General features: G+C 45.1%; 18 protein-coding genes and 1 pseudogene. 12 read left to right on the forward strand and 7 right to left on the reverse strand.

Annotation, left to right across the window (positions count from 1 at the left end):
• Positions 1–38 precede the first annotated feature (38 nt).
• The 4 genes from GWI56_RS12605 to GWI56_RS12620 all read left to right on the forward strand — a co-directional run bounded on the left by GWI56_RS12605 (position 39) and on the right by GWI56_RS12620 (position 5308).
• Positions 39–1256 carry an ABC transporter permease gene (locus tag GWI56_RS12605; RefSeq protein ID WP_198573085.1) on the forward strand — a complete coding sequence of 406 codons (1218 nt, stop codon included), beginning with the start codon at positions 39–41 and terminating at the stop codon, positions 1254–1256.
• 1 nt (position 1257) lies between these two features.
• Positions 1258–2448: an ABC transporter permease gene (locus GWI56_RS12610; protein ID WP_198573070.1), complete on the forward strand. Its 1191-nt coding sequence runs from the start codon at positions 1258–1260 to the stop codon at positions 2446–2448.
• A gap of 222 nt (positions 2449–2670) precedes the next feature.
• Positions 2671–3558: an ion transporter gene (locus tag GWI56_RS12615; protein WP_198573071.1), complete on the forward strand. Its 888-nt coding sequence runs from the start codon at positions 2671–2673 to the stop codon at positions 3556–3558.
• A 424-nt stretch (positions 3559–3982) separates the two neighbouring features.
• Complete coding sequence (locus GWI56_RS12620; RefSeq protein WP_198573072.1) at positions 3983–5308, forward strand: APC family permease; 1326 nt, start codon at positions 3983–3985, stop codon at positions 5306–5308.
• Positions 5309–5469: 161 nt separating this feature from the next.
• Here GWI56_RS12620 and GWI56_RS12625 read toward each other — a convergent pair whose 3' ends face one another.
• Together GWI56_RS12625 and yjgA are read right to left on the reverse strand one after the other, a co-directional pair.
• A complete protein-coding gene (locus GWI56_RS12625; protein ID WP_198573073.1) occupies positions 5470–7971 on the reverse strand; it encodes an Ig-like domain-containing protein in 2502 nt (833 codons plus the stop codon).
• Between the two features lie 29 nt (positions 7972–8000).
• Positions 8001–8537, reverse strand: coding sequence for a ribosome biogenesis factor YjgA (yjgA, locus tag GWI56_RS12630; protein WP_198573074.1), 537 nt, complete (start codon positions 8535–8537; stop codon positions 8001–8003).
• 437 nt (positions 8538–8974) lie between these two features.
• Here yjgA and pmbA point away from each other — a divergent pair, with 437 nt between their 5' ends.
• A complete protein-coding gene (gene pmbA / locus GWI56_RS12635) occupies positions 8975–10318 on the forward strand; it encodes a metalloprotease PmbA (RefSeq protein ID WP_105251299.1) in 1344 nt (447 codons plus the stop codon).
• Positions 10319–10568: 250 nt separating this feature from the next.
• On the opposite strand, the gene GWI56_RS12640 is transcribed toward pmbA, so the two are convergent.
• Positions 10569–12695 carry a TonB-dependent receptor gene (locus GWI56_RS12640; protein ID WP_198573075.1) on the reverse strand — a complete coding sequence of 709 codons (2127 nt, stop codon included), beginning with the start codon at positions 12693–12695 and terminating at the stop codon, positions 10569–10571.
• Positions 12696–12940: 245 nt separating this feature from the next.
• Entirely contained in the window at positions 12941–13789 is an 849-nt protein-coding gene (locus GWI56_RS12645) for a transporter substrate-binding domain-containing protein (protein ID WP_198573076.1), read from the reverse strand.
• Positions 13790–14054: 265 nt separating this feature from the next.
• On the opposite strand from GWI56_RS12645, the gene GWI56_RS12650 reads away from it, so the two are divergent.
• Positions 14055–14279 carry a ribosome alternative rescue factor ArfA gene (locus tag GWI56_RS12650; protein WP_131523432.1) on the forward strand — a complete coding sequence of 75 codons (225 nt, stop codon included), beginning with the start codon at positions 14055–14057 and terminating at the stop codon, positions 14277–14279.
• Between the two features lie 198 nt (positions 14280–14477).
• Positions 14478–15881, forward strand: a complete 1404-nt coding sequence (gene fumC / locus GWI56_RS12655) for a class II fumarate hydratase (RefSeq protein ID WP_198573077.1) — start codon at positions 14478–14480, stop codon at positions 15879–15881.
• Between the two features lie 179 nt (positions 15882–16060).
• On the opposite strand, the gene rimO is transcribed toward fumC, so the two are convergent.
• Positions 16061–17479 carry a 30S ribosomal protein S12 methylthiotransferase RimO gene (gene rimO, locus GWI56_RS12660; RefSeq protein ID WP_198573078.1) on the reverse strand — a complete coding sequence of 473 codons (1419 nt, stop codon included), beginning with the start codon at positions 17477–17479 and terminating at the stop codon, positions 16061–16063.
• A 417-nt stretch (positions 17480–17896) separates the two neighbouring features.
• Here rimO and GWI56_RS12665 point away from each other — a divergent pair, with 417 nt between their 5' ends.
• From GWI56_RS12665 to GWI56_RS12680, 4 genes are all read left to right on the forward strand, one after another.
• Positions 17897–18610 (forward strand): oxidative stress defense protein, encoded by a 714-nt coding sequence (locus GWI56_RS12665; protein WP_006083233.1) that lies wholly within the window; start codon positions 17897–17899, stop codon positions 18608–18610.
• A 208-nt stretch (positions 18611–18818) separates the two neighbouring features.
• Positions 18819–19595 (forward strand): EAL domain-containing protein, encoded by a 777-nt coding sequence (locus GWI56_RS12670; RefSeq protein ID WP_198573079.1) that lies wholly within the window; start codon positions 18819–18821, stop codon positions 19593–19595.
• Between the two features lie 140 nt (positions 19596–19735).
• Positions 19736–20587, forward strand: coding sequence for a class I SAM-dependent methyltransferase (locus tag GWI56_RS12675; RefSeq protein WP_198573080.1), 852 nt, complete (start codon positions 19736–19738; stop codon positions 20585–20587).
• Between the two features lie 602 nt (positions 20588–21189).
• A complete protein-coding gene (locus GWI56_RS12680) occupies positions 21190–21768 on the forward strand; it encodes a porin family protein (protein ID WP_105251308.1) in 579 nt (192 codons plus the stop codon).
• A gap of 376 nt (positions 21769–22144) precedes the next feature.
• Here GWI56_RS12680 and GWI56_RS12685 read toward each other — a convergent pair whose 3' ends face one another.
• Positions 22145–22291: a hypothetical protein gene (locus GWI56_RS12685; protein ID WP_198573081.1), complete on the reverse strand. Its 147-nt coding sequence runs from the start codon at positions 22289–22291 to the stop codon at positions 22145–22147.
• Positions 22292–22309: 18 nt separating this feature from the next.
• Here GWI56_RS12685 and GWI56_RS21720 point away from each other — a divergent pair.
• Positions 22310–22486: pseudogene (locus tag GWI56_RS21720) on the forward strand (transposase); the annotation flags it as partial.
• A gap of 180 nt (positions 22487–22666) precedes the next feature.
• Here GWI56_RS21720 and GWI56_RS12690 read toward each other — a convergent pair.
• Positions 22667–23542: a hypothetical protein gene (locus GWI56_RS12690; protein WP_198573082.1), complete on the reverse strand. Its 876-nt coding sequence runs from the start codon at positions 23540–23542 to the stop codon at positions 22667–22669.
• Positions 23543–24184 lie beyond the last annotated feature (642 nt).

Below are 24184 nucleotides of genomic sequence, written 5' to 3' on the forward strand. Positions count from 1 at the left end.
AGATTAAGGGCGAATCACAGCCATCGAGCATAAGCTTTATGGCGTTGCTCACAGCGTTAGTTCGCCGTGAGCTGCGTGCCCTATGGCATGACCCTTGGCAGTTAGCGCTGATAAGTTATATTCCACTACTGGGGATTTTATGCTTATGGTGGTTGTTCAGTGCAGGTCTGCCAAGGCAACTGCCCGTTGCGATTGTCGACCAAGATCATAGTCAATTGAGCCGCATGTTGACCCGTCAGCTTAAGGCAAACCCAGTTACCGAACCGCAAAGTTTTACCGACTTATCCTCGGCGATAAGCGCGATGCAACAGGCGAAAGTCTACGCGATTGTGGTTTTTCCCTATGATATGAAAAAGGATTTACTTACAGGCCATAAGCCTACAATTGATGTGCGCTACAACAGTCAATTTTTGCTGGTGGGTAAGTTACTCTCAAGCCAAATTCAGCTGAGTTTAGGCGACGGATTACAGCAAGTGGCGGGTTTAAAGCAGCTCGAAAATGGTACACCGAAATCCCAAGTCGCAGTGAATTTAAGCCCAGTCAAAAGCCAAACAACAGCCCTGTTTAACCGAAATAACAACTACATAGGTTTCTTAGTACCGCCAGTGCTGATTGCGCTGTGGCAGTTGTTATCTATGTTAGTGATGGCAAACAGTTTAAATCGAGAGCTGCATTTAGCGCCTACCACTCAGGCCGATGGCATGTCGAATCTCTTAACTGAACATTTTTGGCCTAAGGTGTGGGCGAAAATGGTGCTGTTTACGCCGATATTGATGTTGCAGGGCGGCTTTATTTTAGCTTGGCTGTATTTGTATCTTGCTCTGCCGATGGCGGGGAGTTTAGCCCTATTATTGCTCGCGCAATTAGTCATGTTATTGGCAGTCTGGAGCTTAGTGTTATTAATATTTGTAGTGATGCGTGACAGTGCGCGGGTCATCAGCTTTTGTACCGCTTTATTTGCGCCAGCGTTTGCTTTTATGGGCATTACTTTCCCGACTCACGAAATGCCGCAATTAGCCCAGTGGTGGCGACTTATCATGCCATCGAGCCATTATATTGAGTCCCATGTTAGTATCGTGAGTTATGGCGCCACTTGGCCAAGTGTAGCGAGCCAAATCACCAGCTATTGGGGCTTTATCTGTCTGATACCTTTGATATATTTCCTGTCGCGTAAATTACTGCCTACCACAGTTAACACCAATGCTTCAGTGACGGTTTATGACTCGGACGCAGCTATATCTGCGAAGGGGCAATAGGATGAATTTATCCAATAGCGAACACGCAAACACACCACGTCAGCTCAGTCTGTGGCGACTTATCCTCACTGAGTTTAAAGCCATTATTAGCGATAAAGCGATCGCTGTGACCTTATTTGGCGGTGTACTATTTTATTCGGTTTTGTATCCTTTACCCTATCTGAATCAAGTGCCGACCGAGCAACAACTGATCGTGGTGGACTTAGATCATTCTTCCCTAAGCCGTCAATTGATCCGTCATGCCGATGCCAGCGCAAAAATTCAAGTCATAGGCCAAGTCGGTTCGATTACCGAGGCGAAGCGTTTTATTGAGACGCGTAAGGCCCACGGCTTACTTGTGATCCCAGAAGGATTCCGTCGCGATTTATTGCTCGGTAAAGGTGTGACGCTAAGCTATGGCGGTGATGCTAGTTACTTTTTGATTTATTCCGCGGTTGTTGAAGGCTTAGTTAGCGCTGGAATGGATGCGGGTAAACAAGTGCAATTGATTGGCATGCTTGCTCAAGGACAAAATCCTAAGCAGGCCCAAGAGAGTTTAAACTCGCTTCATCTTAACAGTGTGCCTGCTTTTAACCAGAGCCTAGGTTATACGCCCTATGTGGTACCTGGATTGTTCTTGCTGATTTTGCACCAAACCTTACTCATAGGTACTGGCATTTTAGGGGCCGGGCAATGGCGGCATAAAGGGTATTGGCAGCAGGTGTCACCGGTGCAATTAGTCTGTGGTCGTATTCTTGCTTTCATGTTGATTTATATCTTCTTTACCAGCTTTTATGTGGGCTATTGTTATCACTGGTATAACGTGAGTATTCAAGCGAGCCTTGGCTTAGTTGCGCTGTGGTTATTGCCGTTTTTACTGGCTACCGCCGCCGCAGGTGTTGCCATGAGCACCTTATTCACTCGCCGTGATTTACCCACCCAAGTGCTACTGCTGATCTCTATGCCTATTCTATTCGTGTCAGGTTTTGTGTGGCCGATAGCACTGATCCCAGAACCTTTAGTACTCGGCTCACAGTTTATTCCTGCCGTACCCGCGATTATGGGCATGCTAGAACTCAATCAAATGGGCGCAAGTTGGGCGAGTGTGATGCCAAAATGGCTGCAACTCTGGGGCTTATTTGCGGTATTTTTCGGCCTAGCGATGTTGGGGATTAAGCGTCGAGCGAGATTGTTGCTGATTGGTACCCATTAGTTTTTAGCGATACCTTAGATTTATATTTATTGGCGAGTGTTAATCGTTTACTGAGGACGTAATGACGTTTTACCCACCCCCTCATAAAAGTTGCTGTTCATATTATCCAAATCTTACTCAATCCACTGCATTTAACCCTGTTGTTATTTAACCCACCGTAAAAACTGGGCATCTGAAAGCGCACTCGCTACAATCGCCGCAATTGTGATTATAGGAGTCGACATGAGTACATCTTTACTTAACGCACCAACGGGTTTGCAGGCACGAGTGATTAGCTTGGTTGAGCAAAACTGGTTTGGTCATTTTATTTTGACATTGATTTTAATCAACGCGGTGCAGTTAGGTATGGAGACCTCAGCCAGCCTGATGGCGCAATACGGTACTTTGTTGATGAGTCTTGATAAGGTGCTGCTGAGTGTATTTGTCGTGGAGTTATTGCTGCGGATTTATGCCTACAGGGGGAAATTTTTTAAAGACCCTTGGAGTGTGTTCGATTTTACTGTGATAGTGATTGCACTGATCCCTGCATCTGGGCCTCTGGCTGTACTGCGTTCGCTACGGGTGTTGCGGGTGCTGAGAGTGTTAACAATTGTGCCATCAATGAAACGGGTCGTGTCAGCTCTGTTGGGATCACTTCCTGGATTGGCATCGATCGCCACGGTATTACTGTTGATTTATTATGTGTTTGCGGTGATCGCCACCAAAATCTTTGGGGGTAAGTTTCCGGAATGGTTTGGCACCATTGCTGATTCGTTTTATACCCTATTTCAAATAATGACGCTTGAAAGCTGGTCTATGGGAATTTCGCGGCCAGTGATGGAAGTTTACCCTTATGCTTGGGTATTTTTCGTGCCATTTATTCTGGTGGCTACTTTCACTATGCTAAATTTGTTTATTGCGATTATCGTCAATACCATGCAAACCTTCAGTGACGAAGAGCATGCATTAGAGCGTGAGCAGGACAAACAAGTCTTGGAGCAGGAACAAAGACAAATGCACGAGGAGTTGAAAGCCATCAGACTCGAGCTACAACAATTACAAACCTTGCTGCGCAGTGCTGCTGGTGATTCTTCTAATGTATCGACAAAGGGAGATCTTGGTTCTGATTAAAGCAGATTGAGGATCGTGAGCTGATATCAAGTCTTGTACTTGGATTCTGTCGTTTTTCACTAAGCCATCACAGATTGCGGATCACTTAATATTTTTATTGGGTTGTCTTCTTATTGGTTTTGGGGGAGAATGCGCGCCGAAAAAATAGCCGAGATACTCAGTATCTCGGTTATTTTTTATTTATGGCGTATGTGTTTTAAAACAATTGAGGCCGGTAAACATCCGGAAATGATATGAGGTTCAGTTGAACCTATTTTACTGAGGAAAGACCAATGGGGCTGTTGTGTACCGGATTGTCGGTAGTTGTTGTAAATCAATTTGTTGCGTTAGCCATTAAACCGAGAGTGCAGACGGTTAGCCGCAAGCAAAAACTAATTGCAGATGCGTGCTTAGGTGTTCAACCCTGTACAATGGGGGTGTGCTGATGAGCCAACAAAATCCGGGTTTGAAGCAGACCCTCAACTTATGGCAAGTGGTGGTGATGGGGCTTGCCTATCTCACGCCGATGGCCGTTTTTGACACCTTTGGTATTGTTTCCGAGATCACCTCTGGCCATGTGGCTACGTCTTATCTATTCGCATTGGCGGGGATTTTATTTACCGCGTTTAGTTACGGTCATTTGGTACGTAAATATCCCTATGCAGGTTCAGCCTACACTTATGCTCAAAAAACCTTTAGCCCGAATGTTGGTTTTATGGTGGGTTGGTCATCGCTGCTGGACTATATGTTTATGCCAATGATCAATATGTTGCTCGCAAAAATCTATTTAACCGCCATGTTTCCCAGCGTCGAACCTTGGATCTTTATTTTCGCTCTTGTGACCATAATGACCTTGCTTAATCTCAAGGGGATTGATCTAGTCGCGAACTTTAATGGGGTGATAGTGTTTGCACAGATCGCCATTATTGTGGTGTTCATTGGTCTAATGGCCTATAGCATTTCCCTCGGTGAAGGCGAAGGTGTCGTCGCGAGTGTGCGACCATTTTATGCCGATAATATGGCGATGGCGCCATTATTCACAGGGGCGACGATTCTGTGTTTCTCCTTCCTCGGCTTTGACGGGTTAAGTTCACTGACTGAAGAAACTAAAGATGCTCAACGTGTTATTCCTCGCGCGATTGTGTTGACGGCTTTGCTCGGTGGCGTGATTTTTGTTGGCGTGTCTTATTTTTTGCAGCTCTATTTCCCCGATATTTCCCGCTTTCAACAGCTTGATGCGGTATTGCCTGAAATTGCACTCTATGTGGGTGGTAATCTATTCCAGTCCATCGTATTAGTGGCGACCACTGTTGCCGTATTGGCATCCGGTATGGCTGCCCATGCTGGGGTTGCACGGATTTTATATGTGATGGGGCGGGATAATATGTTGCCACGTAAAGGGTTTGCTTATATCCATCCTAGATGGCGAACCCCTGCATTTAATGTCTTGTTGGTGGGGGCGCTTGCGCTGTCTGCCGTCTCATTTGATTTGGAAATGGCGCTAGCCTTAGTGAATTTTGGCGCTTTAGTGGCGTTCACCTTCGTAAACTTATCCGTGATTGTGCAGTTTTACCTAAGGGATCGACGTAATAAATCTTTTAGAGACCACTTACAATACTTAGTATTGCCCCTGTGTGGCGCCGGCACTATTGGCGTGCTTTGGGCAAACTTAGAGCCACAATCATTAGAGCTGGGGCTTATATGGGCGGCTGTGGGAGCATTGTATTTGGCTTTACGGAGTTTCCGTTTACGCCGTGCAGTAGAGCTATAAAATTAAGAGTTATAAAATTAGTGAGAGTCATGGCTCATAGATGCACAGCTATAACTAAAGATGTGTAGTAGATCTAAGGGCCGTGGGTTGTCATCCTCTAATAAAATCCTCCAATAAAAAGACCCGCATTCGCGGGTCTTTTTAGTTTGCTTAATCACGTTTTAAAGCGATGGCACTGTGAAACCTAAGTTATCAGTGACCACATTTTTAGGGGTCGTGACTTTCACCGATACGCTGGTGTTGGCCGATGCCGTAAATTTCAGTGGTGAACCTAGACTGCCTTTCGCATACACAGTATTGGGAACCTCGAAGGTTTTAGGCGTTCCAGCACAATCCACGCAAAGTTCGATACTTGTCTGAGCTGGCATGATTTGATTCGCACTGTCGTGGACAAATACTACAAACTCAGAACTAGCACCAACGGCCACAGGCTTGATGTCATTCACACTCGGCAATAACACACCGTCTTGCATCACACTGATATAAGCCTGTGAGCCTGACATGCTCATTACTAAGGCTTTGCGGATATAGGTTTTATTGGCTTGGCCTTTGCCGCAGAGTGCGCTTTCGCATTGTGGACCGTTAAATTTACCATCGGCAAAACTATATTCTTTTGCTTGAGTATTCCAAAATGGTTCGGCTGAATTCCTAATGCCATCTTCATTGTCATCCCTAAACGCATCACCTAGATCACTAAAACCACTAGGAAGATAGGCTTCGATGTCCATACCATTGCCTGTGCATTTTTTCACAACGCCTGAATTCGTTAAACAAGCCAAGTCAGGCACAGGCGTGCCATTGATGTCTTTACTAACATCAGCATCATCAAAGATGTTATTGCCATTGGTATCGAAGAAGGTTTCGTGACCTAAGGCATAAGCGAGAATCGTGATGCGGTGATCGGGTACTCGTGCAGTTTGTGAAGTCCAAACAACGCTACATGTCCCATTTTTAGTTAAACATGATGTTGGGATCTGGCCACCTTCTGTCGTGAAGTTGACAGCAGTATCATCGGGCGCTGGATTACCAAAACTATCGGAGGCTCGTATGGTGATCGTTGCAGTTTCACCATTAAAGTCACCTGCTTCTGGATTGAATACTGTCGTTGATAGACTAAATCCAAGCTGTTGCGGCAAGCCAGTATTGACGGTCAGTTGCTCTGATTGGCTAGTGATAACTTCTTTAGTATCAGTATCAACTGCAGTAGCGACTACGCGCACTGGCGTGGGGACTGTACCGGATAATACGCGCACACTGGCGATACCTTGGGAGTTAGTCAGGCTTTGCGCATTCGCAGTGCCATTGGCAAAACTTAAACCACCGACAACCGTATCTAAGGTAAAGCTGACATTCTGTTGCGCTGCGGGTTGGCCATTGGCGCTGGTGACTTTGAAGCTGACTAAAGAGGATTCGCTTGAACCTGTGCCGCCCGCACCTTTGATGCGAATTTGTGCAGGCTCTGCCGACTCAAAACTTAAGCTGGCAAGCGTTTGGCGTTGCAGTGTGAATAGGAAATTCGCCGTGAGCGTTTGATTCCCCGCCACTGTCGTGGCGATGATTTGGTCGCTACGTCCACTGTTACCACTGCAACTTGTGTCTTGGAAGGTCGAGCTTGCATTACCCGATAAAGTCGTAACTGGGGTATCGAGTGTGGCGCTATTGTTTGTGGTGCAATCTGAGCTAAAGCTGATGGAAGAGGGTGTTTGTACTCGTGTAACCGTGCCGTCATTGGCCTCTAATACTAAACTTGCACTTACACCAAAACTACCGCCTGCGCTGATTTTATATTTGCCATTGGCATCGGCCGTTAAGGTGCTCGCCAATTGACCTTCGGTAAAGACTGCGCCATTGAATGAGCCGAGTTTCAGCGTGCCTTCTTGATTGACTGCATCTTTACTCAACACTTCATACAAACTGCTGGTTTGCAGCGATTGACCTTGATAGTCCACAGTGACCGTTAAGGCATTTGCCCCTAATTCAGTTGCACTTGGCGTATAGGGTACCTGCGCAATACCTTGAGTGTTGGTCAACGCACTGGCAGGATTGAGCGCCGCTGAACCTGCAGTAAAGGTGACTTTAGCGCCTTCGATACCTTTGCTTTCGCTATCGAGCAATATGGCTTGTAATTGCACCGCCTCATCGACTTTAAAGCGAGTGACTAAGGCTGAGCTGCTTAAAATACTGGCGCTGAGTTTAGGTGTTTCAATGGTGTTGCCATTGCCTGAACCAACGAACTCGTAGTTACGGCTTGCAGTTAATGCGTCTGCATCAGACGGCGTATAGCTCGCCGTTACCGTACCAGCTTCTGCTGTTAATGCAGGGTTAGAAATGATGACTTCAGCAACGCCATCTGCATTGGTGAGTTTTGTTGCTGGCGCAACAGTACCTAAGGTCGCAGCGAAGCTAATCAGTTGGCCGCTAAGTTTACTCGAACCCTTTTTTAAGGTAGCGACGGCACAAAAACTCGTATCGGAGGCAAAGCTTAAATTGGTGGTTGCATCGGCGCACTTGCCGTTAACTACAGTTTTATAGCCCAGCGTTAAGCTGTAGCTGTCTGTTGTTCCGTCAGTGTCGGTGCCATCAGCTGCGCCATTACAACCACTGAGCGCTAATGCGCCCAGTAATACCCAAGAAAATACCGATAACGTTTTGCTAAGTCGCATAAGCAACATCCTTGTGGGGCTGAAGTTAATTAGTCTTGGATTTCGCTGCGTAGATATTTAAACAGCTCTTTAGATGATTTTGACTCTGGGCTTTTGGCCAGTTCTTTGGTGGCTTGACGCACCAAAGTACGCAGTTTTTGTCTGTCTAATTGCGGATAATGCTCGACGACAGTTTGAATCTCATCATCACCTTGGGTGAGTAAGCGTTCACGCATTTTTTCGAACATTTGTAACTTAGCGGTCTCGTTGTTGTTTTTATTCAAAACGATAGCGAGTGAAGCCTTGATAGGCTCAATATCAAAATTACGCATCAATTTGCCGATATACTGCATGTGGCGACGATACGCCTCAGTATTGACCTTGATTTTGCGTGTTTGCAGGATAGCGTCGTACAAAAACTCATCCAGCTCGATTTTATCTAGCTGAGTCTTGCTCAGTGAAACAAGCTCCATACCGACTTTTTGCACGGCTTCGCTATCACGCTTGTCCGTTGTTTTGCTGCTGACATAATCTTCATCTATGTCGTAGGGCTGTTTAAAATGTTCTGAATCACCAACAATCTTCATATAGATAAAACCTCAAGTAATTTACTGGCTAATAATAACATCTCCAGCCAAAAATCGCCTAGGTGAATGTGTTTATACCCAAGCTACCTGAAGATACGAGTTTCAGAGCGCATAGGGTGCTTCAATTCAAGGCGCAGCAATGACAGAATGTCGGCTACCTTTTGAATTGATGCAACACGGAAGTGAAGTGCCCTAGGCGCTCCGTCCCGGCGGGTTTTAACGCACTTTATGCTGCGTTGGTTATTTTTAACTTAGTCCACTAGGTCCGCAAATAACCGCCTTGCCTAAAGTGCATTAAACTCCCGCTGAATCCTGCATCTTCAGGTTGTTTGGGTATAGGATACGCTCTCAAGCCTAAGTCAGCCGCGAATAATTAATGTGAATGGGATTTGTGTTTGTTATGCTACGGCAATTGCCGACAACGAAAGAGTAGCTTTGTGTCTTTGAACAGAATCGATAGTGAATTGGGCGCGCTGAAAGATGCGGTGGCCGTGGCGCTGGAATATGCCAACAAATTAGGAACGAACGCTGCCGAAGTGGCGATCAGTAAACAACAAGGTTTGTCGGTTTCTACCCGTTTAAAAGAAGTTGAAACCGTTGAATTTAATAAAGATGGTGCCTTAGGAATTACGGTTTACCGCGATGGTTGCAAGGGCAGTTCATCGACGTCGGATTTAAGTCCAGAGGCCATCGCCCTCGCGGTAAAAGCGGCCGACGATATCGCCCGTTATACTTCTCCGGATCCATTCAGTGGTCTTGCCGATAAAGCCTTGATGGCAAATCAGATCCGCGATCTTCAACTGTATTATCCACAAGATATTTCCCCCGATGAGTTAGCGCAACTGGCAATCCGCGCCGAAACTGCGGCGCTCGATGCCGATCCACGTATCAATAATTCCGACGGCGCCAGTGCCAATGCTCACACTGCGGTTAAAGTGTATGGCAACAGCCACGGTTTCTTAAACGGTTATTGCAGCTCGCGTTATAGCTTAAGTTGCAGCGTGATCGGTGAAGATAGCGAAGGCAATATGCAACGGGATTACGATTACACTATCGCCCGTAAATTCAGCGAGATGCTTGCACCTGAAACGGTAGGTTTAAAGACCGCCGAGAAGACAGTAAGCCGCCTCGGTGCGCGCAAGATCGCGACGACGCGTTTACCCATTTTATTAGCGCCAGATATCGCCACAGGGTTAATCGGCCACTTTATCGGTGCGATCAGCGGTGGCAGTTTATACCGTAAATCCAGTTTCTTATTGGATTCGATCAACACCCAAATCTTCCCCGATTGGTTTAATATCGAAGAGCAGCCGCATTTACTGGGCGCATTGGCAAGCGCGAACTACGACAGTGAAGGCGTGGCGACCCAAGACAGACGCATTATTGACCGCGGCATGTTAGAAACCTATTTGCTGACCAGTTACTCGGCGCGCAAGTTAGGCTTAACCAACACGGGCCATGCGGGCGGTATTTATAACTGGACGCTCGGCCACACTGGCCAAACCTTCGACGAATTGGTGAAAGACATGGGCACAGGTTTGATTGTGACCGAAGTCATGGGCCAAGGCGTGAACATGGTAACGGGCGATTATTCCCGTGGTGCGGCGGGTTTCTACGTTGAAAACGGTGAGATCCAATATCCAGTGGAAGAGATCACTATTGCGGGTAACTTAAAAGAGATGTTCCGTGGCGTGCAAGCCGTGAGTAAGGATTTTGATCTGCGCTCATCGATTCGTACCGGCGGTATCTTGTTATCTGAAATGAAGATTGCGGGTAACTAATCCATAGTGTCACTCGTTCAGCCGTGCTGCATAGTGCGCTTAAGTCGTCTCAGTGTTTTAGTGCCAGTGCTTTAGTATTAGTGGCATGAATGTGGTTTGAGCATAAAAAAGGGCAAGCGATTAATCACTTAATCTGCTTGCCCTTTTTGTTTAACGTTCGGATTAGATCTGTTCGACCTAAAAGCCGTGCAGTTAAAAACCATGTGGTTAAAAACTATGTTGTTAAAAACAGTGCCTTTAAAATCAGTCGTTAAAATGCATAACTTGCGCTGAGTTCAAACGAGCGACCTGCACCGGCAATCTGGTTAAAGCCATTGGTATTATCGGCCTTAAATTCAGCCACACTCACGCCGCCCAGTGGCAGCTCATAGTAGCTGTCGAACAGATTATTCACGGCGAAGGTAACAGTCAGATCCTGCCACTTCATACTGCTGTTCAAATTGAGCAAGGAGTAACTGTCGGTTTCATTTTCAAGGCGGCGGTCATCTACGCGATCTTTGGTCGCAACCCATTGCCATGAAAGACTGTTTTCCCATTGACCTAACTGATGTTGCAGTGCCAGCTCAGTTTGCAACGGCTTGATTTGATATAAAGGTTCATCACCTTCATCTCGCTCGCCACGGGTTACATTCACTTTGCCTAACACTTGCCATTTACCTGTGCTGGTTTCGGCAAACTGGTAGAGCGCATTAAAACGTGCGCCATAGAGATTGGCATCTAAGTTAGTGAATTGGAGAATATTGCGTTTGCCATCAGGCGAACTGGTGCGATTGAAGCTACCAATGACTTCGGCATCGACATAGTCAGTTACAGCTGTGTACCAAGCCGTGGTCGAGACTTGCCAGCTATCATCGTTATATTTGTAGGCTGCGCTCAGGGTATGGGCGGTTTCTGGTTTAAGATCCAGATTACCCACATAACCATTACCATCACCATACCAACCTATCATAGTGGTCGCCATAGTGCCGCGGCCCCAGCTGTAACGTTCGTATAGATTCGGTGCACGATTCTTGCGGGCTAAACCAAACTCAAGTTGTTGATTAGTAGATAATTGATAGCGCGCCAGCAAGGTGGCATCGATCAGATTATCATCACGTTTTCTGTCCATCGCATTAAAGGCTTTTGCCGCTTCTGCGTCGACATTAGGCATGCCCATCATAGGCATGTTGCTATAGGCTTGGACTTCACCGGTATTGGTGGTGACATACTCAAAGCGAACACCCGCCGATAACCACCAGCTTTGACTTAAATCTTGCTGCCATTCGCCATAAACGGCGGCGCGGCGGCGTTCACCATCGTTGATGTTGATGTAGTCATTGGGCGCCATCATAGTGCCAGGCACCGCAGGCCAAACATCGTCGAGCTGGTAGCTATAGTATTCTTGGCCGACCAGTAAGGTGCTGTCATCACCCATTGGCAAGCGCCAGTGTAGTTGATAGCTGTAGTCATCACCTTCAGTGTTCATTGGCATCTTGCCGGTTTTTTCTGGGGTGAAAAAGCCCATCTCGTGTTTCACGCCGTGCCAGTTTACTTGGGCACTGAATTCACCGTCATCGTCGAGTTTGAGTTGATAACGGGCGAGGGCACCGTAACTCTTGTTATCCGTCATATCCATATATTGGTTAGCAAAACCTTGGAATGGAATATTTTGGTGGGTCAATTTTATGGCAACTTCTTGAGTCTCATCGCGCCATGCGGCGGTCAGAGCATGGTTTTGTGCGCTGTACAGGGTATCGATGACTTTATCGCCATTGCCATCTTTATAGCTGTTGGCATCTTCATAGGCGCCTTGGTAGCTAAGGCTGACATTTTTGCTTGCGACAGTGGCGTTGGTGCCGAGTAATAAAGTGTCACTCACACTGCGATATCCAGTTGAAATATCGCCACTATTCCACTTGATAGCCTCGCTTTCACCAAATTTAGGGTTAAGGCTGCTAACCTTAATCACGCCCGCAATATTGTCGCCACCGGCACTGACTGGCGATACGCCCGCGATAACTTCGGCTGTGGTGATTTGATTGGCGGAGATATAGGACAGTGGTGGATTCATTTGGTTGGCACAGGACGCGGTAATGTCTGCGCCATCAACCAGCACTTTGATGCGATCGCCCATCATGCCATTGAGGATAGGTAGGGCCGATACGCCGCCCGCTTCGGAGAAATCGACTCCTTGCCCTTTCAGTAGATTTTCCGCCGAACCTAAGGCGTTACGGTTTTCGGTCTGTTGGCCATGGACCTCTAAGCGTTCAATATTGGCTAATTCGCTGTCGTCAGCCATGGCCTGTGGCGCTAGTGATAAACCCATGGCGATTGCGAGGGATGAGGAAATTACTGAAGTTTTAAACGGGTGAGATAAATACGCAGAATTTGCAGCCATCTTATTGTCTTCCATTCACTTGGATTAATTGCGCTGCATTATAAAGAGCATCTCAGTGTGGCAGGTGCGGCATATTGTCGCAGAGGGTAACAAAGCGAGTTAAAACATCAGAATATGGCTTGAGCAGAAGACAAGTTTTCCACTTTTTAATCAGTTAGGCATGATTCTCTTAGCTCTTTATTGGTACCTCAATTGATAAGAGGTCCAATAGAACTCTGCGTTAGCGGTACTTTTTGTGATTTAAGCTAGCCAAAATACTTGCTATACAAGCGCTGAGTTTCACCTTGGGAATCCATAGCGGCGAGTGCTTTGGCAAATTCAAAGACTTTAGAATCTGGTGTTAATACTGTGGGACTGTTATCTGGGCTGATGGGGATATCGGCGCGATAGTTGGGGTTGTGTCTACCGCGGTAGTGGCGGCTTTTTTTCGAGAAACCGAGGTACATTTCCTGCGGTAATTCGCTGTAGTGGTAGTGGAGTTTAAACTGGCTTTGGTCGCGATTTTTGAGGTAATAATGCAAAGTGGTTTGATCATAAATAAAAAAGTCCCCTTGGTTTGAAAGCAAATAATCCAAGGCCTTAGGGACGGTTAACTCAGGCGGTTTGCGTACCTTGATTTTGTCGGGTAAGCCGCCAAAGTCGTAACTGCCGGGGGCGATTAAGAGGGTCATCTCATTATGGGCTAACTGTTCAATGGAGCGAATATCGGCTGCGCCAGCACGGCTAATGCCAATCGCACGTTGTGAAAGTCCATTGGGGATAAAATGCGCGTATTGAGCCCGCTCTTCGGTGAAATTAAGGCCGGGATAAAAATCGATATTGCCGAGTTTGAGATCCCGCAGAATACGTAATTTAGGTGCGCGCACCACATTGAGTTTGCAGCCAATCTTGTCCGCCGCCGCTTGATAGAGTTCGTGATAAAATCCCGTGTTATTGGACTCGTCTCCGATAAAGGGTAAGCGTTCGCTGGTGCGATACCCCATGGTCATCACGCAGGAGTCTGAACTGGAAAAAGCGTTGGCAAGCGGGGCTTGAAGCGTTATTAGCAAGAGCAGTGCGCCGAGCCAAGGTTGAGCGACTAACGCGGATGTCAAATTGATCTCCTTATCTGTCGATTACAAAGTGTAACCTGAGTGCCAATAAAGGTTATGGCAAAATTTACTCACTAAACCTATTAATAAAATCTTATTGATTATTAAGCTAATATATTATTTTTATTTGAATAATCTATCATACTTTCCTACTAGTTAAAGTCATTTTTTATGTTGGAGTGCACAAACTCTGTACATCTGATTTGATTGCGTTATAGTTTGCGCTGTTAGGCTATGGGCTTAACTTTCATTAAGCAGTGAGGTATAAATGACTAAGCAAAAACCGCAAAATATGCCCTTAGAACACGAAAGTGGTCGAGGCACCATTACCGACAACGCACTTAAAGCGTTAGTGACGAGTCCCTTGTTTAGGACCCGCACCGAGAAAGCGAAAAAGGGCAAAGGATCATACGATCGTAAAGCACAAAACCGAAAGGGGCATCAGCACAAGGGCGATGCCCCTTTTGACTTTCTAGGTCTGCGCTTTTGTTAATCTGCTTCAGTTCGCTGCTTTAGTCTGCTGTGTTAGTGCCTCGTTAATCCTGCTAATTAATGCTCCTCCACCTGCCTTTACGCCAATCTTTACGCTTAAATCAGCCTTATTATTGATACTCCTTGTTGGAGGTTAATTGTACTTTCGCCCTGAGCGAGTATGGTGAACGCTTAGAGCGTTTTAGCGAAGGAGATGCACATGGCACAGCAATATCGAGTTGAACACGACACTATGGGTGAGGTGAAAGTCCCCGCCGATTGTTATTGGGGCGCACAAACCGAGCGTTCGCGGCAGCACTTTCGTATTGGTGCTGAGGCATCTATGCCTGTCGAAGTGATCCACGCTTTTGGCTATTTAAAGAAAGCCGCCGCCATTACCAATCAACAACTTGGCACTTTGACTCAAGCTAAAGCTCAACTGATTGCCCAAGTGTGCGATGAGCTGATTGCAGGCGAACTCGATGCGCAATTTCCTTTAGTGATTTGGCAAACGGGCTCGGGCACGCAAACCAATATGAACGTCAATGAGGTGATTGCCTATCGCGGCCATGTGCTCTCGGGTGGGCAACTTATCGATGCGGTTAAATGCTTGCACCCCAATGACGATGTTAACCGCTCGCAATCCTCCAACGATACTTTTCCCACCGCCATGCACATTGCCGCCTATCGCCAAGCGGTTGAGCTCGTTTTGCCCTGCATGAGGTTATTGCAGCAGAGCTTACAGAAGAAGGCCGAGGAGTTTGCGCAAATCGTTAAAATCGGTCGCACACATTTTATGGATGCAACACCGTTAACCTTAGGCCAAGAGTTTTCGGGTTATGCCGCGCAGTTAAGTCAGGCCATCGAAGGCATTGAGCACAGTCTTAAGCGTGTGGCCGAGTTAGCTTTAGGTGCGACCGCCGTCGGCACTGGGCTGAATACACACAAGGATTACGCCGTTAAGGTGGCGGACAATATCGCAAAACTCACGGGCTTGCCCTTTGTGACGGCGCCGAATAAGTTTGCTGCCCTTGCTGCCCACGATGAATTAGTCGCACTGTCGGCGGCCTATAAAGTGGCGGCGGTAGGTTTAATGAAGATCGCAAATGATATTAGGATGTTAGGTTCTGGCCCGCGTTGTGGTATTGGTGAGTTATTACTGCCTGAAAATGAACCCGGTTCGTCGATCATGCCAGGAAAAGTGAACCCGACTCAGGTCGAGGCTATGACTATGGTGTGTGCGCAAATCATGGGTAATGATGTCGCCGTTGGGATTGGCGGCAGCAATGGTCAGTTTGAGCTCAATGTATTTAAGCCGATGATTATCGCCAATGTGCTGCAATCGGGGCGCTTATTGGGGAATGCTTGCCAGTCGTTTAATGATCATTGCGTAGTCGGCATAGTGGCGAATGAGCCGCAAATCGTGCAGCATGTGGAAAATTCACTCATGTTAGTGACGGCGCTGAATCAACATATCGGTTATGAAAAGGCCGCTAAGATAGCCAAAAAAGCCCATAGCGAGCATAAGACACTGCGCCAAGCGGCATTAGAACTTGAGTTTGTGACAGCAGAAGAGTTCGAGCTGTGGGTCGATGTCAATAAGATGTTGGGACCCGATGCTTAATGCTTAATTCATAACGTCACAGCCTAGCCGTTGATAAATAAGTGAAATAGATAGTGAGGCCAAACAGTGGAGTAAGGATTCTGAAGCATTCGCAGTGTTAATGCTTACGAAATGATAAAAACAAAAAGCGAACCAGAGGTTCGCTTTTTGAGTCATAGCCTGTCCTATATCAGAACGGCTTAGTCTTGGGTGTCAGCGTCGACTACTTCGGCCCACAGATCGTGTTCATCTGAATGGGTGATGCGGGCACGAACCAACATACCAGGTTCCAGCTCAGTTTCACCATTGATAAACACCATGCCGTCGATTTCAGGTGCATCGGCGAAGCTGCGGCCAATGGCGCCTTCTTCGTCTACATCATCAATCAGAATATCTAAAGTACGGCCAACGAAACGGGCTAAACGCTCGGCGCTGATCTCGGCTTGGAGTTCCATAAATCTGTGGTATCTGTCTTCTTTAACCTCTTCGCTGATAAGCTCAGCGATAGTGTTGGCGACAGCGCCATCGACTTCAGAATATTTAAAGCAACCTACGCGGTCGAGACGAGCTTCTTTCAAGAAATCGAGCAGGATTTGGAAATCCTCTTCGGTTTCACCTGGGAAGCCAACGATGAAGGTTGAGCGGATCACTAGATCTGGGCAGATTTCACGCCAGCGTTGAATCGCTTCTAACTGACGGTCAACACGACCTGGACGCTTCATCATCTTGAGGATGCGCGGGCTAGCATGCTGCATTGGAATATCCAAATACGGCAGGATCAAACCTTCCGCCATTAGCGGGATTAAATCGTCAACCCATGGGTAGGGATAGATGTAATGCAGACGCACCCAAGCGCCCATTTTACCCAGTTGGCGCGCTAGGCTAGTAATGTCTTGTTTGACTGGCATACCGTTCCAAAAATCGGTACGACCGCCTTTGTCTTTGCCGTAGGCCGAGGTGTCTTGGCTCACAACTAAAATTTCTTGTACGCCTGATTCCACTAAACGCTTAGCTTCATCTAAGATGCTGCCCGCTGGACGGCTGTCGAGATCGCCACGTAGCGAAGGAATAATGCAGAAAGTACAACGGTTGTCGCAACCTTCTGAAATCTTTAAATAAGCGTAATGCTTAGGCGTTAACTTAACCCCAGTTTGTGGGATTAATGAGGTGAAAGGGTTGTGCTCTGGCTTAGGCACGTACTTGTGAACATGCTTCAACACGGCTTCGTAGCTATGTGGGCCAGTGATTTCTAACACATCTGGGTGCACTTCGCGGATTTGGTTTTCTTTGGCGCCAAGGCAGCCAGTGACGATCACTTTGCCGTTTTCTTCTAAGGCTTCACGCACAGCATCCAGAGATTCTTCCACCGCGGCATCGATAAAGCCGCAGGTATTGACGATAACTAAGTCGGCATTGTCGTAGCTGTTAGTGACTTCGTAGCCGTCGATGCGTAACTGAGTCAGAATACGCTCTGAATCCACGAGGTTTTTTGGGCAGCCCAAAGACACGAAACCGATGCGATTCCCAGTGGTAACAGCATTAGTGCTTGCTGCTTCTAATGTTTTTACTGGGATATCAAGCGTGGTCGTTTGCTTGGGTTTAAAAGTTTCAACTGTCATGGTTTCTCGCTGAGGTATAAGCCGCCTTAAAAAAGTTGGCGGATTATACCTGAAGTGATTAAAAGGTACAGTAGCTTTGGCTGAAAAGTGTACAACTGGGGCGCTGAATATGCCAGTTAACCCTAAGGCCTATTTTGGGTGTGGATATAGGAAGACAAGCCAAAGATCCAAGGTCGAACTCATCTGGATAAAAAGCGCTAAAAAATTTTCAGAAAAATTAACCCTTTTTAAAATTGGCCGCGTTTATAGGGACAAGAGACAATGTCTTGATGCTGTTACATATTGGCACAAGTATTGGCACTTTTTACTGATAGCCTAAGCGCTAAATAAGCGACACAGTCGTTTTAGCCGTCTCGTTTTGAATATGCGTTCTATTTGAAGTGGTTTAGGTATAAGCACATTATTTTGGAGTAAGTTATGAAAAATTCTCTTTTAGCGGTATTGGTGGCGGGTGGTCTTTTTTCTAGTGCGTTTATGGCGCCAGCGGTACTCGCCGCGGAGGTCGATTTCCCGCATATTGAAACCATGGGTGTGAGTCAAATCCAAGTCGAGCCCGATATGGCGGATGTGAATGTGGAAGTGGCCGTGACCGAAAAAACCGCTAAAGCCGCCAAAGATAATTCCGATGCCGCCGTGGCTAAGTTTATCGCCCGTCTCACCGCAGCGGGTGTGACTAAAGATCAGATCCAGAGTGCGAATTTAAATCTTCAACCGCAATACGTCTATGTGCAGGATAAAGCGCCAGAGCTGACGGGTTATACTGCCAGTCGCCAAATTACCGTGACGGTAACAGACTTAAGCCGCTTGAATGCTATTTTAGATTCAGCCTTAGAAGAGGGCATGAATCGGGTCAATAACATCGCCCTTAAGTCGAGTAAAGAAGCTGAATACGTCGCCAAAGCACGTCAAGCTGCGATTGTGGATGCCAAACAAAAAGCCGAATCTTTGGCTAAAGGCTTTGGTGAAAATCTAGGTAAGATCTGGCAGATCCGTTATTACGATCAACGCCCTGTGCAACCTGTCATGTTACGCATGAGCGCTAAAGCCGATGCCATGGGCGCCGCCGAGAGCTATCAGTACGGCCAAGTGAGCATAGAAGATAGAGTTGAAGTGATTTATAAACTGAAGTAAATCAGTCAGAGGCATATGGTGATGGATGAAGCTCCTATTAGAATTCATCCATTTTATTTTTTATGCCGTTTACAATCATTTTATATTTTTGGAAATAGCATTCTTCACTCTATATGTGATGGATTTTATTAGGATGATGAACAGTAAAAACTGGCAAATTTAAGTATTTATCCTCACACTAGTAAGGTTAATGTTTAGGAGGCCGTTTATGGATTTCCCCGCTCGAATAAAGCAACAAACTTGCATGGATTGCTTAAGTGGTAAGTCATTAGGATTTGAAATTCGAATGGCATTTCAACCTATTATCCATTGGCCTAGTCGTGAGATTAGCGGTTATGAAGCCTTGGTCAGAGGCCCTGATGGTGAAGGGGCTGCGTGGGTGTTTGAGCGGATTAATGAAAATAATAAATACTATTTTGATCAGGCTTGCCGTGTTAAAGCGATAGAAACCGCTTCAAAGCTGGGACTCGATAAGATGCTCAGTATCAACTTTTTACCTAATGCCGTATATAACCCTGAGACCTGTATCCGCGCGACGATTGAAGCCGCCGACATGTATGGGTTTGATATTCACAAAATCATGTTCGAAGTGACTGAGGGCGAGCAAATTGTTGATCGGGCAAAATTAGTCCGTATCTTCGAGAGCTATGCTAAGCGTGGTTTTATCACGGCAATCGATGATTTTGGCAGTGGTTTTGCTGATTTAAGCTGGCTCGAAGCCCTGCGCCCTCAAGTATTAAAACTTGATATGACCTTGATCCGTGATATCGATCTCGATAGAGAAAAGCAGTTAGCAGTGGATGAAATACTGCGTATTTGTTTAGAGCTTAATACAAGAGTTTTGGCCGAAGGCATTGAGACTGAAGCCGAACTTAATTATCTCGCTGGAATAGGGATTGAGTATTTTCAGGGGTATTATTTTGCCAAACCACAACTCGAATATTTAAGTTCCTATGAAGAGCTGAGCTTTCGCGCCCCAAAGTAAATGGTTAGGTGGATTGATATCGTTGCACGATTAGAGTGATAACACGTGCTAAGACTCGATGGATAATTCGTTGTTTCTGATATCGGCTAACTGATATATCATGCGCCACCTAAAATTGCCCTTGTTACCTATTCGCTACTATGTCTTCCAACGCGCTCTATACCGATTTATCCGGTTATTACGATTTAATGTGTTCCGATATCAACTACCATCAACAGAGCGCGAGTATCCATCGTCTGCATCAGTTCCTCGGTAATAATGGTAAGCAACATCTTGATTTAGCCTGTGGCACCGGTCCGCATGTGCGGCATTTTATCGACCTTGGTTATCAGTGCAGTGGCCTAGATATCAATCAGCCTATGCTAGACATGGCCATGCGTCGTTGCCCTGAAGCTCAGTTTAACCTCCAAGATATGACGGCTTTTTATTTAGAAGAGCGCGTCGATTTGATTACCTGTTTTTTATACTCCATCCATTACAGTGCTTGCATCGAACGCCTTAAAAGCTGTATCGCCAGTGTGCATAGCGCACTTAATGATGGTGGGCTGTTTTGTTTTAATACTGTCGATAAGCACAGAATCGATAACACAAGTTCGGTTAAGCATTTTGCCGAGTTTGATGGTAGCCATTTCGCCTTCGAATCTGGCTGGCATTACAGTGGGCAAGGTGAAAAACAGTCATTAAAGTTGAGTATTGCCAAAAGCAGTCAGCCGTTTGCTGAGGTCTCGCCTTTACCTGTCTCTGATATGAAAGGCTTAGGCTCGCTGGAAGCTGGGTTACACGCCGCAGGTTTGCAAGAAGTGGGCTTACAAGAAGTCCACAGTATTGAGCAATGGCAAGATCAACATGCTATGGTCGCTACCAGCTTCACTGAGCTGCAGGAATTGTTAGCGCCCTATTTTGAAGTGCATGTTTTCGAACACGATTATGAAAGAATTGTCCCGTGGGATTTAGCATCAGGTAATGCGCTGTTTGTTTGTGTGAAGATTTGACCTTCTGTTGAAGTTTGATAACAGAAGGTCTGCTCATAATGTCAGTGTGACTTGTTAAATCTCGCTTCTCTTTCAGTCTGTTTTTATTTAAAGCCAAATTAAAGTTGTAGGCTTCACTCTTGATTTTTCATCAAGAGTTGACCAAAGGGGAAAGTACCAGTTCCCCTTTTGGATATTCCTTGCCAAATAACGTCCATGTTTAACAATCAGTTCGTCATCCATAACTCTGCGGCACAGTATTCCTGTTAAAGCTTGCTTTAATAAACTTGCTTTAATAAAGAAGTCGCACAATAGAAATGATAATAGAATTAATTGAATGTAATAAAGTTGTATGTTTATTTTATTGCCTATGAAATAGTTACAATTTCACAGGCAATAAATACATTAAGACAGAATTAGCACGGCTTTAGTGTAAGTATGAAAAAAGTTTCATGTGTTTTATAAAAATAGTTAACTTGAATTTAAAATATTAAAATAAATCTATGGCATTGATAAGTAAGGTTATTATTTTCATTATGTATTGATCTGAGTGTGGTTTTGCGAGGTTGGCATTATTTTTGTAATGTCCTTAGTGTATTTAAATAATTAACTAGGAGTACTTTATGAAAAATCCCATTCTTACTTTAGCTGCCATTATTTCTTTAGCCTCTTTTAGTGCATATTCTCATGCTGATAACATGAGCAACAGCGATGCCGCAGAAAACGGAATCTATGTCGGCGCTAACTACGGTTATTTAAAAGTCGATGGCGATGATGATTTTGATGATAATAGTGATGTAATGCAGGGCCTTGTTGGTTATAAGTTTAATAAATACCTTGCTCTTGAAGGTAGTTACATTAACTTTGGTGATTATGGTAATGGTTTAGCCAATGCCGAAACCGATGGTTATACGGCAGCCCTTAAAGTCATGCTTCCCATTGCAGACCGAGTAGAGCTATATGCTAAAGGTGGTCAGTTATGGTATTCGACAGATTATGACGTCGTCGGTTTTTCTGGCAATGACGATGGCGAAGGTGTATTCGCCGGCGCCGGTGTGGCATTTAAAGTCACAGATCGATTTTTAATTAATGCTGAGTACACTTGGTATGATGCAGATATTAATGTCGATAGCGTCGCCAATGGCGGAAAAACAGATACAGACTTTAATCAAGCCAGTATCGGTGTTGAATATCGCTTCTAATTATTTGTTGTTGATATTTATAATTTAAGAATTAATTATCTAGGTGTGACACGCTAAGTGTCACACCTTTTTTATATTACTAATAAGCACCTCCGAGTTTTTATTTTTTAAATCAAAGTCAAAATCAACGTCGTGGGGCTTCACCCTCTGATTTTTAATAAAGAGTCGACCAAGGAGGACTGCTCGTCCTATCCTCCTTCCTATTTATAAACAATCAGCCATGACGCCCCCAACGGAGTTGAAAACCCCTTGGGCAATTAGCGCTCTTATGCTATCGCGTCAGACGCTCGTCCCTGATTCGACTGACACTATCTCAGCATCTGATAGGCAGGATGCCTGAATGTCGTGAAGTGCATGGTCAATGATGTTCCATACATCATTCTGACATTTCCCTATGGGTCTGATGCACGAGAACGACCATGCCTCGATCACACAACGAACGCAAATGCCCTGCGGCAACTCCGAGGGGATAGTGAACTTCTGTCGCCGTGGTGTTGGCCGCAATCCCAAGAGAGTTATGCATGTCCTATCTTTGCTTCCTAAGTTACTCACAAGGTTGAATATCTAGCAAGACAACTGGCTCAAGCTCACCACAGAGTTTGGCAAGTTGTTTCATGGCCCTGTGGGAACATTGCAAGAACTGACCGATTACTGCGTACACCTAGAAAAGCGACGACGGCATTTTGCGTCTTGCTGCCTGCACCTCAAGGCAGGCTGACTCATCGGCTTTACCTTTCAAAACGGTCAACCAGATAATGGTTGGATGACTCTTGCTAAAAATCACCATTTTTCAGTTGAATAGCACTATTTAGCCCATCATTACCCATTTGAACCCTACCTTGTCAGTCTTTTTGTTACTAAGTGATTTTTTCGTTACTTAAAGGCAGGCCTAAGTATATTATGTTGCTTTAACTTGGGTGGCCGGATTTATTTCTGATTTCCTAATTACTTCGTATATAAGATGTGCGTGGGTTAAAAGCAACTCTCTAAGATGTTTAGCAATATTTTTATATCCCACTGAATGAGTATTCTGGCGTTCTAATAGATTAATGTGTAGTACACCACTCTTATTTTTATCTAAAATAATATTTATAAGTAGAATTAAATCATCTTTATCAGCAATACCTAGGCCTTCGAATACTTTTTTAATAAAAATATCTTCCCTAGTAATAACCCCTCTAGTATGAATGATCTGATGACGCAACTGCTCTATTAATGATAAGTAAAATTTCAGATTACATTTAAGAACATTAGTTGATTCAAGTTTTGTAATCTCAGTAAAATTATGCCTTAGTTGATTTAACATGCATTTTTGTGAAAATGATCTACGATTTTTTTCATCCTTTATGATGGATAGGCATGTATCAATATTGTCATTATTATTTAGCAATACTTTTTGGTCACTTTTCCAGTAAGCATTGTTGGACGCGCCAACATATGCATAAACTCTTTCAATAAAGTCCTCATACGCTTCATATGCCTCTGCAAGTTGCCATTGAAACTGGCGATTTTTATCTTTAATAAGCAGATTAGTAATCTCTTCCGTTGATATATCTTTTGTTCCGTAATGTACTATTTCATTACAGTCAGCGCGATGGAACCACATTGTATGTGATTGCCCATAAAACTTGATATCTGATTCTTCTTTAATTTTTTGGACGTTTTTTATATTTTCTTCAATAAGTGAATTTGAAATTTTCCTGGTCTGCGCCTCTTGAATGTTAATGGAAAATAAATCATTTTTAAAAATTTCAAATGCCTTTGATAAATCCATTTCATAACTCCTGTTAACATTTGCTGACCATACCATTTCACTTCGTTGTATAACTAAAAGTACCACACCAACTTCAATTATCAGAAATAGAAATGCTGTACTGCCATAACTATTATATTCGAAACTAGCACAGTGGCAGCAGGAGTTCACTTTCCCCTGCGAAGTTATCGAAATACGTAGATAAAAATGCCGTGGCGACAGCGTGGATGATGGTGCAGGCTCTGGGGAATATGGTTTTATCTGAGCTGTTAGGCAATTTTCATTGGAGTATGAGATCAGTCTCTAATACATGTAACTTCGCTAGGGGCGGCAAGGGAGATCCAAGAGGGGGGTTGCTGTTGATCCCCTCTTGGTCGGGTGTGGGTTGAAGACCCACGACTTTGACTTTTAAAAAAAACAATCAAACGAAGTTTGATAAACAAAAAAAGAAAATCTAATGAGCCACCCATTGTTAAATTTGCAAAGTGTATGTTTGTAGGAAGGCATTCAGATTACTGGATGGGTTGGCGGGATTAAGCATTGGCATGTAAGTGACCGTTGACGGCATGGATGCCGTCGTCGAGCCCTGTAGGATCCCCTCATAATTCATAACCCCAACAACCATGAATTAATGAGAGTTCAGCTAGTTTCTTCGCAGCACAA

The sequence above is a fragment of the Shewanella sp. DW31 genome (assembly GCF_015767295.1).
Lineage (GTDB): Bacteria > Pseudomonadota > Gammaproteobacteria > Enterobacterales > Shewanellaceae > Shewanella > Shewanella oncorhynchi.

What these genes read in the sequence shown, in the direction of transcription:
- GWI56_RS12605 (WP_198573085.1), top strand. Translation starts at nt 39, where the DNA reads ATGGCGTTGCTCACAGCGTTAGTTCGCCGTGAGCTGCGTGCCCTATGG.
- GWI56_RS12610 (WP_198573070.1), top strand. Translation starts at nt 1,258, where the DNA reads ATGAATTTATCCAATAGCGAACACGCAAACACACCACGTCAGCTCAGT.
- GWI56_RS12615 (WP_198573071.1), top strand. Translation starts at nt 2,671, where the DNA reads ATGAGTACATCTTTACTTAACGCACCAACGGGTTTGCAGGCACGAGTG.
- GWI56_RS12620 (WP_198573072.1), top strand. Translation starts at nt 3,983, where the DNA reads ATGAGCCAACAAAATCCGGGTTTGAAGCAGACCCTCAACTTATGGCAA.
- GWI56_RS12625 (WP_198573073.1), bottom strand. Translation starts at nt 7,971, where the DNA reads ATGCGACTTAGCAAAACGTTATCGGTATTTTCTTGGGTATTACTGGGC.
- yjgA (WP_198573074.1), bottom strand. Translation starts at nt 8,537, where the DNA reads ATGAAGATTGTTGGTGATTCAGAACATTTTAAACAGCCCTACGACATA.
- GWI56_RS12640 (WP_198573075.1), bottom strand. Translation starts at nt 12,695, where the DNA reads ATGGCTGCAAATTCTGCGTATTTATCTCACCCGTTTAAAACTTCAGTA.
- GWI56_RS12650 (WP_131523432.1), top strand. Translation starts at nt 14,055, where the DNA reads ATGACTAAGCAAAAACCGCAAAATATGCCCTTAGAACACGAAAGTGGT.
- fumC (WP_198573077.1), top strand. Translation starts at nt 14,478, where the DNA reads ATGGCACAGCAATATCGAGTTGAACACGACACTATGGGTGAGGTGAAA.
- rimO (WP_198573078.1), bottom strand. Translation starts at nt 17,479, where the DNA reads ATGACAGTTGAAACTTTTAAACCCAAGCAAACGACCACGCTTGATATC.
- GWI56_RS12665 (WP_006083233.1), top strand. Translation starts at nt 17,897, where the DNA reads ATGAAAAATTCTCTTTTAGCGGTATTGGTGGCGGGTGGTCTTTTTTCT.
- GWI56_RS12670 (WP_198573079.1), top strand. Translation starts at nt 18,819, where the DNA reads ATGGATTTCCCCGCTCGAATAAAGCAACAAACTTGCATGGATTGCTTA.
- GWI56_RS12675 (WP_198573080.1), top strand. Translation starts at nt 19,736, where the DNA reads ATGTCTTCCAACGCGCTCTATACCGATTTATCCGGTTATTACGATTTA.
- GWI56_RS12680 (WP_105251308.1), top strand. Translation starts at nt 21,190, where the DNA reads ATGAAAAATCCCATTCTTACTTTAGCTGCCATTATTTCTTTAGCCTCT.
- GWI56_RS12685 (WP_198573081.1), bottom strand. Translation starts at nt 22,291, where the DNA reads ATGCATAACTCTCTTGGGATTGCGGCCAACACCACGGCGACAGAAGTT.
- GWI56_RS12690 (WP_198573082.1), bottom strand. Translation starts at nt 23,542, where the DNA reads ATGGATTTATCAAAGGCATTTGAAATTTTTAAAAATGATTTATTTTCC.